Annotated in this window: 14 protein-coding genes; 6 read left to right on the forward strand and 8 right to left on the reverse strand. The window is 58.4% G+C overall.

Features of this window, described 5'->3' with window-relative positions:
* Positions 1–106 precede the first annotated feature (106 nt).
* Positions 107–670: a class I SAM-dependent methyltransferase gene (locus tag MWH02_RS03445; RefSeq protein WP_110865965.1), complete on the forward strand. Its 564-nt coding sequence runs from the start codon at positions 107–109 to the stop codon at positions 668–670.
* Here MWH02_RS03445 and MWH02_RS03450 read toward each other — a convergent pair.
* Entirely contained in the window at positions 658–1383 is a 726-nt protein-coding gene (locus MWH02_RS03450; RefSeq protein WP_271459896.1) for a glutamine amidotransferase, read from the reverse strand. The genes MWH02_RS03445 and MWH02_RS03450 overlap by 13 nt on opposite strands.
* 190 nt (positions 1384–1573) lie before the next feature.
* On the opposite strand from MWH02_RS03450, the gene MWH02_RS03455 reads away from it, so the two are divergent.
* A complete protein-coding gene (locus MWH02_RS03455; RefSeq protein ID WP_217546898.1) occupies positions 1574–2458 on the forward strand; it encodes a DMT family transporter in 885 nt (294 codons plus the stop codon).
* Positions 2459–2504: 46 nt separating this feature from the next.
* Positions 2505–3866 carry a CoA transferase gene (locus tag MWH02_RS03460; RefSeq protein WP_271459897.1) on the forward strand — a complete coding sequence of 454 codons (1362 nt, stop codon included), beginning with the start codon at positions 2505–2507 and terminating at the stop codon, positions 3864–3866.
* Between the two features lie 3 nt (positions 3867–3869).
* On the opposite strand, the gene MWH02_RS03465 is transcribed toward MWH02_RS03460, so the two are convergent.
* From MWH02_RS03465 to ghrA, 3 genes are read right to left on the reverse strand one after another with little or no spacing between them, the layout of a single operon-like run.
* The gene (locus MWH02_RS03465; RefSeq protein ID WP_192234231.1) at positions 3870–4430 is read right to left on the reverse strand and encodes a TorD/DmsD family molecular chaperone; all 561 of its coding nucleotides are present in this window, start codon (positions 4428–4430) and stop codon (positions 3870–3872) included.
* A gap of 27 nt (positions 4431–4457) precedes the next feature.
* On the reverse strand, positions 4458–5195 hold the full coding sequence (locus MWH02_RS03470; protein ID WP_271459898.1) for a phosphatase: 738 nt from the start codon (positions 5193–5195) through the stop codon (positions 4458–4460).
* 24 nt (positions 5196–5219) lie between these two features.
* Positions 5220–6158: a glyoxylate/hydroxypyruvate reductase GhrA gene (ghrA, locus tag MWH02_RS03475; RefSeq protein WP_271459899.1), complete on the reverse strand. Its 939-nt coding sequence runs from the start codon at positions 6156–6158 to the stop codon at positions 5220–5222.
* Positions 6159–6365: 207 nt separating this feature from the next.
* Between ghrA and treA the strand changes: the two genes are divergently transcribed.
* Both treA and MWH02_RS03485 read left to right on the forward strand, forming a co-directional pair.
* Positions 6366–8045, forward strand: coding sequence for an alpha,alpha-trehalase TreA (gene treA / locus MWH02_RS03480; protein ID WP_271459900.1), 1680 nt, complete (start codon positions 6366–6368; stop codon positions 8043–8045).
* Positions 8046–8307: 262 nt separating this feature from the next.
* Positions 8308–10407, forward strand: a complete 2100-nt coding sequence (locus MWH02_RS03485; RefSeq protein ID WP_271459901.1) for a TonB-dependent siderophore receptor — start codon at positions 8308–8310, stop codon at positions 10405–10407.
* A 62-nt stretch (positions 10408–10469) separates the two neighbouring features.
* On the opposite strand, the gene MWH02_RS03490 is transcribed toward MWH02_RS03485, so the two are convergent.
* Entirely contained in the window at positions 10470–10718 is a 249-nt protein-coding gene (locus MWH02_RS03490; protein ID WP_008102737.1) for a GlsB/YeaQ/YmgE family stress response membrane protein, read from the reverse strand.
* A gap of 186 nt (positions 10719–10904) precedes the next feature.
* Between MWH02_RS03490 and MWH02_RS03495 the strand changes: the two genes are divergently transcribed.
* A complete protein-coding gene (locus MWH02_RS03495; protein ID WP_101760783.1) occupies positions 10905–11639 on the forward strand; it encodes a flagellar brake protein in 735 nt (244 codons plus the stop codon).
* 128 nt (positions 11640–11767) lie between these two features.
* Here MWH02_RS03495 and MWH02_RS03500 read toward each other — a convergent pair whose 3' ends face one another.
* Genes MWH02_RS03500 through MWH02_RS03510 form a run of 3 tightly spaced genes read right to left on the reverse strand, consistent with a single transcriptional unit; the run spans position 11768 to position 15028 of the window.
* On the reverse strand, positions 11768–13255 hold the full coding sequence (locus MWH02_RS03500; RefSeq protein WP_217546909.1) for an FGGY family carbohydrate kinase: 1488 nt from the start codon (positions 13253–13255) through the stop codon (positions 11768–11770).
* Positions 13256–13257: 2 nt separating this feature from the next.
* Positions 13258–14202: a transketolase family protein gene (locus tag MWH02_RS03505; RefSeq protein ID WP_101760785.1), complete on the reverse strand. Its 945-nt coding sequence runs from the start codon at positions 14200–14202 to the stop codon at positions 13258–13260.
* Positions 14195–15028, reverse strand: a complete 834-nt coding sequence (locus tag MWH02_RS03510; RefSeq protein ID WP_192234240.1) for a transketolase — start codon at positions 15026–15028, stop codon at positions 14195–14197. Before MWH02_RS03510 ends, MWH02_RS03505 begins: the two co-directional genes overlap by 8 nt.
* Positions 15029–15066: the final 38 nt, after the last annotated feature.

Raw genomic sequence — 15066 nt, forward strand, 5'->3', positions numbered from 1 at the left:
TAGGCCGCTACAGATAATTCCGAGTTTTCCCGCTTATGCCGCAAAAAGCGGAACATGGGCGAAATATGTGGTCAATATGAAGCAGGATACTAACCAGGAGAAACAGATGTTGGCTTCAGCCCTGACGTTAATGCGTGCCAAAGCGAACTTTGTTCAGCAATTTATCCGCAACCCGCGCAAAATGGGCAGCATCACGCCCTCTTCCGCCGCGCTCTGCCGCACCATGTGCGATGCGGTGAACTGGGATAACAGCCTGCGTATCGCCGAACTGGGCGCCGGAGATGGCGTGCTCACGCGCCACGTGCTGGCGCGCATGTCACCGCAAGCACAGCTTGATGTGTTCGAAATCAGCCCTGAACTGGTGAAAAGCCTGCGTGGATTGCCTGATGCGCGCATGCAGGTACGCGCCTGTTCGGCGGAATATCTCGCCGGAGAATATGATGTGATTTTTTCTGGCCTGCCGCTGCTGTCATTACCGCCCGCCACGCGCGATAACATCCTCAGTGCGGTGCATGATGCGCTGGGTCCACGCGGCGTATTCGTGCAGTTTCAATACACCTCGTTCACCCAGCCAAATTTGTCACGCTACTTCACCTGGGAACGCCAGCGGGTGCTGAAAAATATGCCACCCGCGTGGGTTTATCGCTGCACGCGCAACTACGCGCCCTGAGCCTGCGCGCGCGGCTGCGGCCGCGTTTGTAGCCAGAAGCTGCGCAACAGTTCGCGCGACCAATCTTCGCCTGAAAGAACCGTGCCATCGTCACTGACGCCCGCCGATAAACAGGCGGTCATAATCTCGCGGGTAAATTCCGGATGGAACTGCACCGACAGCGCCTGCGGTGAATAACGCAAAATCTGACAACCATCCTGCGCCGAGCTCGCCAGCACCTGCGCATGCTGCGGCGGCGTTAACACCGATTGCCGATGTGACAACCACGCCTGAAACTCGCCCGGTAGATCGGCCAGCCAGGGATCGTTGTGCCCCTGCGCATTGCGCGTCAGCGGTTTCAGTCCACGCTCCCAGCCCTGCGGGTTATCACCCACTTTGCCACCCAGCGCATACGCCATCAGTTGATGCCCGTAACAGACGCCCAGCAGCGGCAGCTGCGCCTCCAGCGCGCCACGAATCCAGGCGGCGGTGCGTTCGCTCCAGTCAGCGTGATCGGTGACCATCGCCCAAGAACCGCTGAGGATCGCGCCACTGACGCAGTCAAAGGCCGGTAAATCATCGCCCAGATGCGGACGCACAATCACATAGTCATCGGGCTGCAGTTGCAGCGCGTCGATAAACCAGCGGGGTTGTTCACCAATTTGCGCCACAACCTGCGGCGGCGGGACTTCGAGTTGAATCAGAGCAAGAGGTAAAGCGCGGGTGTGTGTCATGCCGAATACGGTCCTCGTTATGGTCGCCTTTCGGACATCCACTTTGACAGTAAATCAGCGACATGTCTTATTTTTTTCCTGCATAAGCTAATGCTTAAGCGAAAAAAATTTCGCCCGACATGCCCGAAGTGCGCGCCTTCATGCCATCATTAGCCGGTGATCATCTTTGTACAGCGTGAAGGAAGACCTCGTGGCAGTGCGGCATTTTTTTATGGTTCTGATGGTGGTTTCCATCTGGGCTTTCAACAACGTGGCGGTGAAGTGGGGATTACTGGAACTTCCGCCGCTGTTTCTCACCTGGATGCGCTTTGTGGTGGTAGCGATTGTGCTGGTGCCATTCTGCCGCATCACGCGCGCACAATTGCCGTGGCTGTTGACGCTGGCATTCACCTTCGGTTTTATGCACTTCTCGCTGCTGTTTGTCGGCATGCGCTACACCGATGCCGGCACCGGCGCCATCGTGGTTCAGCTCGGTACGCCGATTGCCATGCTGCTGGCGATGGTGATTCTCAAGGAGAAATTGCGGCTGGTGCAGCTGTTTGGTATCGCCATTTCGCTGAGCGGCGTGGCGGTGCTGTCGGGCAGCCCGACCATTCCGGCCTGGTGGGTGCTGTGTATTCTGTTGTGCAGCGCGTTTGGCTGGGCGATCAGCAATATGATTGTGAAAAAATCGCCGCCGATACAACCGCTGACGCTCACCGGCTGGATCTCCTTCCTTGCGGTGCCGATTGTCGGTGCTGCTTCGTGGCTGACCGAATCCCATCAGTTTTACGCGCTGAGCCACGCCGGCTGGCGCGGCTGGTTTGGCATTCTGTATAGCGCGCTCGCCTCGTCGATTGTCGCCTATACGCTGTGGTACGCGCTGCTGAAGAAATACAACGTCAACCTGATCATGCCCTATTCGCTGCTGACGCCGGTGCTGGCGGTGTTGATGGGCGTTTTCGTCTTGGGTGACAGCATGAACAGCTTCAAGATCCTCGGTGCGTCACTGGTGGTGCTGGGCACCGCGATTGCGGTGATCAACCTGCGTAACCTGCGGATGCATGCGCGTTTTCCGCGCTTGCGCCGCCGTTAATCCGCTCTGCTATGCTTGAGTCTCGCGCGTTTTCCGGAGACTCAACATGGATTCTCAACGTGCTGCCGCACTGTGGCAGCAAATGTGGCAGGGATTGCGAGGCGCAGACCCGCTTCCCTCGCCGACTTTTCTCCAGCCCGACACTTTTTCCTCTGCCTTCGCCGTCAGCGAATTGGCGGCCACCAGCATCGGCCTCGCCAGCCAGGCGCTAAGCGATCTGCTCGGCCAATCCGCGCCGGTCAGCGTTAATGTCCGTCTCGCCTCGCGCTGGTTTCAGCACAGCCTGATCCCGCTCAATCGACCGCCTGCTGCGCTGTGGGATGAATTCGCTGGTGATTACGCCAGCGCTGACGGCTGGATCCGCCTGCACACCAACGCGGCTCATCATCGTGCGGCGATGGAGTGCGTGCTCGGCCAGCATGCCGATCGTGCCGCGCTGGCCGATGCGGTGGCCCGCTGGCCCGCCGCCGCGCTGGAACAGGCGGTGATTGATGCCGGCGGCTGCGCCGCGCAGATGCGCAGCGAAGCGCAATGGCTGCAGCATCCGCAAGGCAGCGCCGTGCAGCAGGAAGCGCTGATTGCCCAACAGGCCACCGACGCCGCCTCGCCGCCCGCCTGGTCACTGTCGCCCGCGCGGCCGTTGCTCGGCGTGCGCGTACTGGATCTCACGCGCATCATTGCCGGACCGGTGGCGACACGTTTTCTCGCCAGCCTCGGCGCGCAGGTGCTGCGCATCGATCCGCCCGACTGGCACGAACCCTCGCTGGAAGAGGAGATCACCTGCGGCAAACGCTGTGCGCGGCTTGATATCAAATCCCGCGCCGGGCGCGAGCAGCTGCGCCAGCTGTTGCAGCACAGCGATGTGCTGGTACACGGTTATCGCGCTGATGCGCTGGAAAAACTCGGGCTGGATGCCGATACGCGCCGCCAACTCGCGCCGGGCCTGGTGGATGTCAGCCTCAATGCGTGGGGCTGGAGCGGGCCATGGCGCAACCGGCGCGGCTTCGACAGTCTGGTACAGATGGGCTGCGGCATCGCCGAACAAGGCATGCGCTGGAGCGGCAATAATCAACCGACGCCGCTGCCGGTGCAGGGGCTCGATCACGCCACCGGTTATCTGATGGCCGCCGCGGTGCTGGAAGGTTTGCGTAAGCGCTTGACCAACGGCATTGGCTGGCAGGCGCGCTTATCGCTGGCACGCACCGCGCGGCTGTTGCAGCAGTTCGGTGCCGCGCCGCAGAATGCGCAAAACGGTATACACGCGCAGCACGATGACGCGCTGAGCGCGATAGAGATCAATCAGTGGGGAATTGCAGAGAGATTGCGCGCCGCAGCGTATTTGCCCGGCACGCCAATGATCTGCGCAACGCCAGGCGTGAAGCTCGGCAGCAGCGCAGCAAGCTGGTAACGATTACGCCTCGTCGCCCTGCTCTTCGTTCAGTTCGTCGTACATCGCCTGCATCGCCTCACGGCTCAGCACCGCCAGCGTGCGGTAAAATGCCGTGGTGGCATGCGCTTCCACTTTGCCGAGGAACGCGCCGCACCACGGCAGCAGATACTCATCAAACAGCGCCAGCTGCGCGGCAGATTCATCCTCTGCCGACTGATCTTCCAGCCAGGATGCCGCCAGCAGCAGCACGCCAAAGTGATCGGCAGGCGCTTCGCTCAGCGGCATGCCGCGCGCGCTGAGAAACGCACGCACGTCTGCTTCAGCAACACCGTTTGGCCACTGTGATGCGTACGGCGGCACGCTGCACTCGCTGCCGACAAACAGCGCATTGTAGTCAGCGGCCAGCGCCTGCGGATCGCTATTCTGCTGCAGGCGCGTCAACAGTTCGTCCTGCTCCAGCGGCCACTGCTGTTGCAGTTTACCTTCACGCAGCAGAGTGAACAGCGGCACCAGCAGCGGATCCTGCGGCTGGCGATTAAACAGCGAGCCGATGACGCGGCAGAGTATGGAAAACTCATTCATGCAACAGAATTCCTTGAGGTAAAAAAGTTAAAAATCAGCAAATTCGGGAATCGTTTTGCCGGTGCGCAACGCGAGAAAGTCGAGCAGGCGACGCGGCGTGACATTTAACACGCGATCTTCGGGAAAATCCACTTCGCTGGTGATGCGCAGGCAGTGTTCGAAATTGCCCAGCGTAAACGCGGTATGCGAATCGGAGCCAAACGCCAGACGTCCACCAGCATCACGCACCGCTTCGGCAATGGCGCGACAGTTCGATTCGCTGCCCGGACGCGAATGGGTAAAGGAGGAGTTGTTGATCTCCAGCGCCACATCGTAATGCGCGGCGGCTTCGGCAATTGCGCGAATATCTATCGGGAACTTCGGGTTGCCCGGATGCGAAATGATATGCACCAAACCGCCCGCCATCGCCGCAATCATCGCTTCAGTGTGATGTGCTTTATCACGCGGTGCATAAACCGGTTCGTGGAAGCCCGCGACAATCAGATCCAGCGCATCCAGCATCGGGCCGCTGCAATCGATCTCGCCCTGCTGATTTTTGATGTTGGCTTCGATACCGCGCAGCACGCCAACGCCATCAATCACGCGCGGCCAAATGCGCATGTTGACGAAGTGCCAATAGTGCGGCGCATCGGCCATATCCGGGCCGTGATCGGTAATCGCGAACAGCTTCAGGCCGTTCTGTTTCGCCTGCGCCACATAATCATGCAGCGTGCTATAAGCGTGCGTGCTGGCAACGGTGTGCATATGTAAATCAACGGGATACATCTTCATCTCCTGACCCAATGGGAATTAATAACCGCGCTGGCGATCGACCAAACCACCCGGCTGTTGACCTTGCTCCAGAGCAAGTATGGCATCCGCAATGTAATCCATCGCCTCGCCTGGCAAGGTAATCGCCGCAGTATGTGGCGTGATTGTGACATGCGGATGAGACCACAACGGATGATCCTGCGGCAGCGGCTCGCGCTGGAACACATCCAGCGCGGCGGCGGCCAGCTGACCGCTGTTGAGCGCCGCCAGCAGATCGGCTTCTACCACATGCGCACCGCGCGCAAGGTTGATGAAGCAGGCGCCGTGCGGCAATGCGTTAAGCAGCTGGCTATCAATCAGGTTGGTGGTTTCCTGCGTGGTCGGCAGCAGATCGATTAGCACCTGCGTGCCCGCCAGGAAAGCATTGAGCTGTTCGCGGCCATGGAAGCTTTGCACACCGTCGATCTGCTTCGGCGAACGGCTCCAGCTGCGTAACGGAAAGCCCCACTGACGCAAACTCTCCAGCACGCTACGGCCTAATACGCCCGCGCCGAGCACGCCAATGGTGAAGTTTTCGCGATCGAAACCGTCCAGCTCCTGCCAGCAAGCCTGCTGCTGCAGTTCACGATAGTCGGCGAAACGGCGGAACCAGCCCAGCACGCACCAGTTGGCGTACTCCTGCATCTGGCGCGCCATGCCGGTATCTTCCAGGCGGAATAACGGCACAGTGTCGGCCAGCATCTGTGGATTGTCACGCAGCTGTTTGAGGATTTCGTCGACGCCCGCGCCCATGGCAAATACGCCTTTCAGCTGACGCCCCGCCAGCATCTCGACCGGCGGAGAACGCACCACCGCATAATCGGCCGGTGCGTTATCGCCCGGCTGCCAGTCACGCACGCGCGCCTCCGGTAAACGCTGACGCAAACCCTCCAGCCAGCCTTGCGGCGCCAGCGACGGGTGATACCAGATTATCTCCATACGACTCTCCTTTTTTTGCTTCAGCCTCAGGCAAATAGCCGTACAGGGCAAGCAAAAACCTTAGCCTTGAGGCAATTTCTCACGTGATTAATTCCGGGCGCTTCACATTTCCACCGCTGTGCGAGGCTAAGCGGCGCGATTACGACTAAAGTTGTTCGGGTGGTCAATGCGTTAGCACACCACCTTTTCGGACAAGGAGAAAAACCGATGATAAAAAATGCCGTATTCACGCCCGCGCGTCTGACCTTTTTACTTAGCGCCGCGTTGCTGGCCGGTGCCACCGCCGCACACGCCGACGATCAAAACCGCATGCTCAGCAACCAACCGCAGCCACCGGATGTGCGCCTGGGACCGTTGTTCAATGCGGTACAGCAGGCTAAATTTTATCCGGATCAGAAAACCTTCGCCGATGCGGTGCCGAAATCCAATCCCTCGTCGATTCTGGCCGACTGGCAGATGCAAAAAAACCAGCGCAACTTCGATCTCAAGCATTTTGTCGACAGCAACTTCACGCTGCCAAAAGAGGGTGACAAATATGTGCCGCCCGCCGGGCAAAGCCTGCGTGAGCACATCAACGGTTTATGGCCGGTGCTGACGCGTACCGCGCAAAGTGCCAGTCAGTACGATTCGCTGCTGCCGCTGCCCAAACCTTACGTGGTGCCTGGCGGACGCTTCCGCGAAGTGTATTACTGGGACAGCTACTTCACCATGCTTGGCCTGGCGGAGAGCGGGCACTGGGATCGCGTGCAGGATATGGTGGATAACTTCGCCACCGAGCTGGACAAATATGGCCATATTCCCAACGGCAACCGCAGCTACTATCTCAGCCGCTCGCAGCCGCCGTTCTTCAGCTTGATGGTTGACCTGCTGGCAACGCACAAAGGCGACGACGTCTATCGCCAATATCTGCCGCAGCTGCAGAAAGAGTACGATTACTGGATGGCGGACAGCGACAAAGTGGCGGCCGGCCAGGCCAGCAAACGCGTGATTAAACTCAGCGACGGCACGCTGCTTAACCGTTACTGGGACGATCGCGATGCGCCGCGTACCGAATCCTGGCTGGATGACGTCAACACCGCGAATAAAGCGCCGGAACGCAATAAACAGCAGGTTTATCGCGACTTACGTGCGGGCGCGGCTTCGGGCTGGGATTTCAGTTCGCGCTGGTTCACCGATGCGCACAATCTGGCGTCCATCCGTACCACGCAGCTGGCACCGGTTGATCTTAACAGCCTGATTTTCCACCTCGAACAGACACTGTCCAAAGCCGCCAAACTGGATAAGCAGGATGACAAAGCCAAACAGTTCGCGGCGGATGCTGAGAAACGTCAGGCGGCGATCAATCGCTACCTTTGGGATGACAAAAAAGGCTGGTACGCCGATTACGATTTCCAGAAGAAGCAGGTGCATTCACAGCTGACCGCTGCGACGCTATTCCCGCTCTATATGCAGCTCGCGAGCGATAAGCAAGCTGAACGCACCGCTTCCGCAGTTGAAAAACAGCTGCTGAAACCCGGCGGACTGGTGACCACCACGGTGAATAACGGCCAGCAATGGGATGCACCAAACGGTTGGGCGCCGCTGCAATGGGTGGCGGTGGAAGGTCTGGAGCATTACAAGCAGCCGAAGTTGGCGCAACAGATTGGTCAGCGCTTCCTGCAGAACGTGCAGGCGACCTACGACAAGGAACATAAGCTGGTCGAGAAATACGTGGTTGAAGGCGCGCAGCTGGGCGGCGGTGGCGGCGGTGAATATCCGCTGCAGGACGGCTTTGGCTGGACCAACGGTGTGACGCTGAAGCTGCTGGATAAGTACTGCCCGAAAGACAAAACCTGTAATAATGCTGGCGATATCCCGAATATGCCGGTCTTAAGTAGCGCGAAGTAATCACCTCTATCCTGCCGGGCGAAACAGCCCGGCAACCGCACATTACCGTAGCGGCGCGGTTTACTGCGCGCTCAGAATCTGGGCAAGGTGCACCCAATGAAATGCGCGATAAATCGCGCCGCTACGGCTCGTGCCTGTCATCTGTGCATTTTCCTCACATTCCTCTAGCAACAAACTCACATCTTGAAACATCCGCGACAAAAGATAATAATTCTCAATCTGATATCGATAGCTATTCCCATTAAAATAACAGGAACCTCTCATGACCTCGTTGTTTACCCTTAAACGTGGCCGCGTACTGTGCGCGCTTGCGCTGGCTTTACCCGCGGCAAGCTTCGCTGAAGAGTCGATTGTCGTGACAGCGCAACCGCAAGAGAGCGCCACCTCACCGACGCAGGGCTATCTCGCCACGCGCAGCAGCGGTGCCAGCAAAAGCGATCAGCCGCTGATCACTACCCCGCAGTCGATCTCGGTAGTCACGCGTCAGCAGATGGAAGATCAGGGCGCGCAGGATCTCAATCAGGCGCTAGGTTACACGCCGGGCGTCTTCAGCAACTTTGGCGGCGCGGCCACGCGTTATGACACCATCGCGCTGCGTGGTTTCCACGGCGGCGATGTCGATAACACCTTCCTCGATGGCCTGCGCGTGATGAGTGACGGCGGCAGCTTCAACATCCTGCAGGTGGATAACTGGTTCCTCGACCGCATCGATGTGATTAAAGGTCCCTCCTCCGCGCTCTACGGCCAAACGGTGCCGGGCGGATTGGTGAATATGGTGAGCAAGCGCCCGCAGTTTGCTGAAGAGGGCCACTTCCGCCTGGCGACCGGCACCAACGCCACCAATAACGCCGCCTTTGATTACACCAACGCCATCAACGATCAGTGGGCATTTCGCGTAACCGGCATTACGCGCAACAGCGATACCCAATACGATCACACCCGCGAAGAGAAATATGCGATTTCGCCACAGCTGATGTGGCAGCCAAGTGAAGATACCAACTTAGTGCTGCGCGCCTACCTGCAGAAAGATCCGTCCGGCGGCTATCACGGCTCGGTACCGGCGGAAGGCACGCTCTACAGCCATAATGGCCGCAAATTGAGTGACAGTTTCTATGAAGGTGACACTGCGCTCGATCAGTTCAAACGTCGCGAACAGATTTACAGCTATGACTTCTCGCATCGCTTCAACGATGTGTGGTCGGTGTACTCCACCGGCAGCTACAGCCACTCCAATACCGAGCTCGATCAGGTTTATCAGATTGGCTGGAACGCAACGAATCCAGACCTGCTGAACCGCTACTACTCCGGTGAGCGTTCATCGCTGAGCGCGTGGGCCAACGACAACCGCTTGCAGGCTGATTTCGCTACCGGCGCGGTTCAGCATCGCGTGACGCTGGGCGCGGAATACCATCGCTATAAAAACGACATCACCAAAGCCAGCGGTGCCGCCAGCGCGCTGAATGCGTGGAACGGCGAAGAAGTGGGCATCATGCCAGACTTCGACTGGACATCGCAGACGCGCCGCTACTATCAAACCGGTTTGTATCTGCAGGATGAGTTGCAGCTCGATCGCTGGCATCTGGATTTGTCGGGACGCTACGATCGCATCGTGTCGGAAAACGGCACCAGCCGTCGTCAGGACGATCACATCAGCGGCCGCGCTGCGCTGCTATATGCCTTCGAGAACGGCATCTCGCCTTATGTCAGCTGGAGCCAGGCAATAACGCCGGCTTCGTTAACCGATCCTTTCGGCAATCAGCTAAAACCGACTACGTCAGAGCAGTATGAAGCGGGCGTGAAATATCAGCCGCTGGGCACGCGCGATATGTACTCAATCGCGGTGTACGATTTGACCCAGGACGATGTCGCCAACCGTAACGTGCTGGACGGCACTTACACGCCGTCGGGCAAAGTGCATTCGCAGGGCATTGAACTTGAGGCGCGTAATCAGCTGACGTCGCGTTTTAGCACCATCGCCGGCTACACACTAAATCATCTGCGCTTTAAAGATTCGGTGGACGGTAACGATGGCCATACGCCGTATGTGACGCCGAACAGCATGGCATCGTTGTGGGGACATTATCAGTTTGACTACGGCTTGAGCGCCGGTGCGGGTGTGCGCTATATCGGTAAACAGTGGGCGGATAACGAGAACACCACGCGTCTGCCATCGGTAACGCTGTTTGATGCGTCGGTTCGCGCCGATCTTGGCGCATGGAACTCAAAGCTGAAAGGCGCCTGGCTGCAGGTGAATGCCAACAACCTGACCGATAAGACGTATCTGGCCGCCTGTTACGGCACCGGTTACTGCTATCGCGGTGCCGAGCGCACGGTCATGGCCACGGTGGGCTACGACTTTTAATCAGGCATAAAAAAATCCGCCACCCTTTGCGGGATGGCGGATTTCATCAAATACTGGCGCGATTAACTTCGCACTTTACGGTAGATCCACAGCACCACAATGGCACCAATCACTGCCACCACGAAGCTGCCAAAGTTGAAACCGTCAACTTTACCGAAACCAAACAGGGTACTGATCCAGCCACCGACAACCGCACCCACCACACCCAGAACCACGGTGATGATAAAGCCGCCGCCATCTTTACCCGGCATAATCCACTTAGCGATAATCCCGGCAATCAGACCAAAAATAATCCATGAAAGAATACCCATGTACTGCTCCTTACGTTATTAATCAATGTGTTCACCGCCTCTAGTATAGACGGGATTTTATGATCTGCATCCCAACTTGCTGCCGTAAATAGCCGTTAGCTGACTAAAGGTTAGCGCAGCGACGCCGATAACTGACGAACAGCATTGTCAGTCGTGAAAATAACAATCGGATAAGTGGAGCAGGACGTGGGAGAAGCCGATAAAGAACAATACCTCAAGCGAGGCACGTTAGCGGTTTTGGGCGTGATGAAGGACCTGTTGCGTTTTCAAACCCCGTTGATGGTGAATTTTTCGCGCGGTCAGTTTATCAGTCGCTTGCTGTCAGCCGATGAAGATCAGGTGATCTTTGACCTCGGCAGCAACGCGCTGGATAACGATTTAGCGCTGCAAGGTGGCGAAGTGAATATTGCCGCCGAAACGCACGGTGCCAAAGTCGAATTTGGCTTAACTGGTTTACAGCGGGTTGAATTCGAAGGCTTACCCGCTTTTGCTGCGTCGCTGCCGGAACTGGTGTGGCAGATTCAACGTCGTGAATTCTTTCGCGTAAATGCGCCGCTGGAACCGGTTTTTTATTGCCACAGCCAGTGGCCTGATGGGCGTACCGCGCGTTTCCGCCTGCAGGATCTGTCACTGGGTGGCGTCGGCGTGCTGCTGGACGAAGCGCTACCGGAAGGGCTCAATCGCGGCGATACCTTTAAAAACCTGCGCGTGGATTTAGCTGAGTATGGTCACTTTGAGGTGACAGCACAGCTGCTGCACATTGGTGAACGCACCGTAGTGACCAGCAAGAATGAAACCCGCGCCACACCGCGCCTTAGCTTCCGCTTTACCGCCATCGAACCGATTCAGGAACGCCAGCTACAGCAGGTGATTTTTGCGCTGGAACGTCTGGCGCGTGATAAAGCCAACCGTTTTCAGTAGCGCTGGACGTTTATCACCGTACAACATCGTAGCGGCGCAATTTATTGCGCTATGTGGCATGAGATAAATGTCTAAAAAGCGCGATAAATCGCGCCGCTACGAAGCGTGCGCGATTTATATAACGATAATCAATGCGGCTGATAACGGCAACGCGCCACCGCATCCAGCCAGCCGTGATAATTCTCCTGCATGTTTTTCGCCTGATCCTCACGCGGCGTGATCACGCTACCGCCCTGTAACGCCTGCATCTCACTGCCCTGCTGCCACCAGCCTAAGGTGCGGCCCGCTAATAGCGCGGCGCCCAGCGCAGAAACTTCTGCCGTGGGTACGCGTTTCAGTGGCCGCTGCAAGACATCGGCCTGCATCTGCATCAACCAGCTATTTTCCGTGGCGCTGCCATCCACGCACAGCGCAGGAAGTTGCACGCCACTGGCCTGCTCCATGGCAAAAAACACATCGGCGATCTGGAAAGTGATCGACTCCAGCGCCACGCGCGCCAGCACCTCCGGCGTAGCCGCATCGGTCAAGCCACATACCATGCCGCGCGCTTTCAAATCCCACCAGGGCGCGCCAAGACCGGAAAGCGCCGGCACAAAATAGATGCCCTGATTGTGTTCGCTTTGCTGCGCCAGCGCAGTGAGTTCTCGCGGATCATGAATGCCCAGCATGCGGCCCAGCCACGCCGCGCCGGAACCGGTGTGGGTAATGTTGCCTTCAAAGGCATAGCGCAGCGTGCCGTCGTGCCACGCCACCGTGGTGCTGAGGCCATTTTCCGTCAGCAACGGCGTCGCCATCGACATCATCAGTGATGAACCGGTGCCGTAAGTGGCTTTCACCACCTCTTCGCTGCCGTTGCGCTGCGCTTGCAGCGCAGCGTGCGAATCGCCGATGCGTGACAAAATCGGCGTGCCGGGCGCTAAACCGGGAATATCGTTGCGTGTCACCACGCCTTGCGCGCTGGCCGAGGGCACAATCTGCGGCAGCGCCGCGCGGGGAATATGGAACAGCGCCAGCAATTCATCATCCCAGTCGCCGCTGTGCAGGTTGTAGAGTTGGGTGCGTGCCGCATTGGCATGATCGGTGACGAAGCTTTCGCCGCCGCTCAGCTGCCAGCTCAGCCAGCTATCCACGGTGCCGATACAGAGTTCACCGGCCTGCGCGCGCGCGAATCCATTCGGCAACGCAGCCAGCATGCCGGTAAGTTTACCGGCCGGGAACATCGGATCGACCGCCAACCCGGTGAGTCCGGTGATGCGCGGGGCTTTACCCGCCACGCGCAGATCGCGGCAAAACGCCTCCGAGCGGCGATCCTGCCAGCTGACGAGCGGCGTCAGCGGCTGACCGTTATGTCGCTGCCAGATCAGCACCGATTCGCGCTGGTTACTGATCGCCACCGCCGCAACCTGCGCCCCCGCACACTGCGCCAGACAAGCGCTCACCGCCTGCTTCACCGCCTGCCAAATCGCCAGCGGATCCTGCTCCGCCAGACCCGGCTGCGGATGTTCCAGCGTCAGCGGCTGACTGCCGCGTGCCACCACATTGCCGGCACGATCGACCGCAATCGCTTTCGCGTTGGTGGTGCCTTCATCAATTGCCAGTATCAACGAACCTGCCATCTTTACGCTCCTGCACAGATGCGCGCTGCACTCTTCACCACGCTGGCGGCATCAATGCCATGTCGGGCACGGGTGGAGGCGCGATCGCCAGCAATCGCGTATTCGCCGTCGGGGATGCCCAAACGCAGCAGCGGGATGCCACAGCCGCCTTCCGCCAGCACTTCCGCCACCAGGCTGCCGACGCCGCCGTTGACGTTGTGTTCTTCCACGGTAATGACCGCTGGATAGTGATTTAACAGCTCGCGCAGCTGTTGGGTATCACAAGGTCGAATCGATGGAATGCTGATCACACCTGCTGTAATGCCTTGCTCATGCAGTTGCTCGGCGGCGTGAACCACCTCGTGAACCGTCGAGCCCATCGCCACCAGCACAATGTCATGACCTTCACGTAACACGTCGATTTGGCCAGGACGGAATTGATAGTTTTCATCGTGCAGCTGCGGCAGATCCTTACCGTCCAGACGGATATACACCGGCCCGACATGCGCCAGCGCATACTCAATAATCTGGCGGCACTCCAGCGGGCAGGATGGCGCATAGATTTCGATGTTGCCGAAGCCGCGCATCACCGCAATGTCGTCGATGCTGTGATGGGTGCTGGCCAGCGGGCCGTAGCTGGCACCGGCATTCAGGCCAAACAGTTTAACGTTGGTGTTGTTGTAGCAGACGTCGACTTTAACCTGCTCATTGGCGCGGGAAACCAGGAACGGCGCGGCGTTGCAGGTCACGGCCACTTTGCCGCCAATTGCCAGACCGGCGGCGGTGCCCACCAGCGTTTGCTCCGCGATACCCACGTTGATCAGGCGATCGGGGAATGCTTTGATAAAGGGCGCAATTTTCGCGGTTGAGGTGGAATCGGCCACCACCGGCACTAAATCGACACCGCGATTAACCGCATCAATAAATGCCTCAACCATTACCGTCGCCAAATGTTTTGCATTACTCATCTTTTAATTCCTCCAGTGCCAACGCAATCTCTTCCCCTTTCGGCACACGGTGATGCCACTCCGGTTTGCCCTGAATAAAGGAGATGCCGAAGCCTTTTTCGGTATGCGCCACAATCACCTGTGGCTTGCCGCTGTTGCGCGGCAGGTTTTCGATGGCGTCCACCACCGCCGCCATGTCATTGCCGTTGCACTCGCTCACATCCAGACCAAAGGCGCGCCATTTTTCCGGCAGCGGATCGGTATTCATGATGTCGCGCGTATGCCCCGCCAGCTGCAGCTTGTTCTTGTCATTGATGATCACCAGGTTATCGAGGCCGTAATGCGCCGCCACCAGCGCCGCTTCCCAGTTGCTGCCTTCCGCCAGCTCACCGTCACCGGTGACGACAAAAATGCGTCGGTCGCTGTTATCTTTCTTCGCCGCCAGCGCAATGCCGACCGCCACCGGTAAACCGTGACCCAGCGCGCCGGTGTTCAGCTCAACGCCCGGCGTTTTTTGCCGCACCGGATGGCCCGGCAGATGCGAATCGGAATGCTGATAAGTCGGCAGCCATTCGGTGGGGAAATAACCGGCTTCTGCCAGCACGCAGTAATAACCGCCCACCGCATGGCCTTTCGACTGGATATAGATGTCGCGCTGCGGATCGTTGGTGCGATCTGGCGCGCAGTTCAGGATGCGGAAATAGAGCGCGGTAAGGATCTCAACCTGTGAGAGATCGGCACCGGTGTGACCGCCCGCCGGGCTGCCCGCATTAAGCTGGATGATGCGGCGGCGCACGGCGCGCGCTTTCGCTGCCAGATCCGCTACCGAGTATTTGAAAGGATTCATAGACACCTCTGAATTTTAAAGCATGGATGAATATTTAT

The sequence above is a fragment of the Pantoea leporis genome (assembly GCF_028048155.1).
Classification (GTDB): Bacteria; Pseudomonadota; Gammaproteobacteria; order Enterobacterales; family Enterobacteriaceae; genus Pantoea; species Pantoea leporis.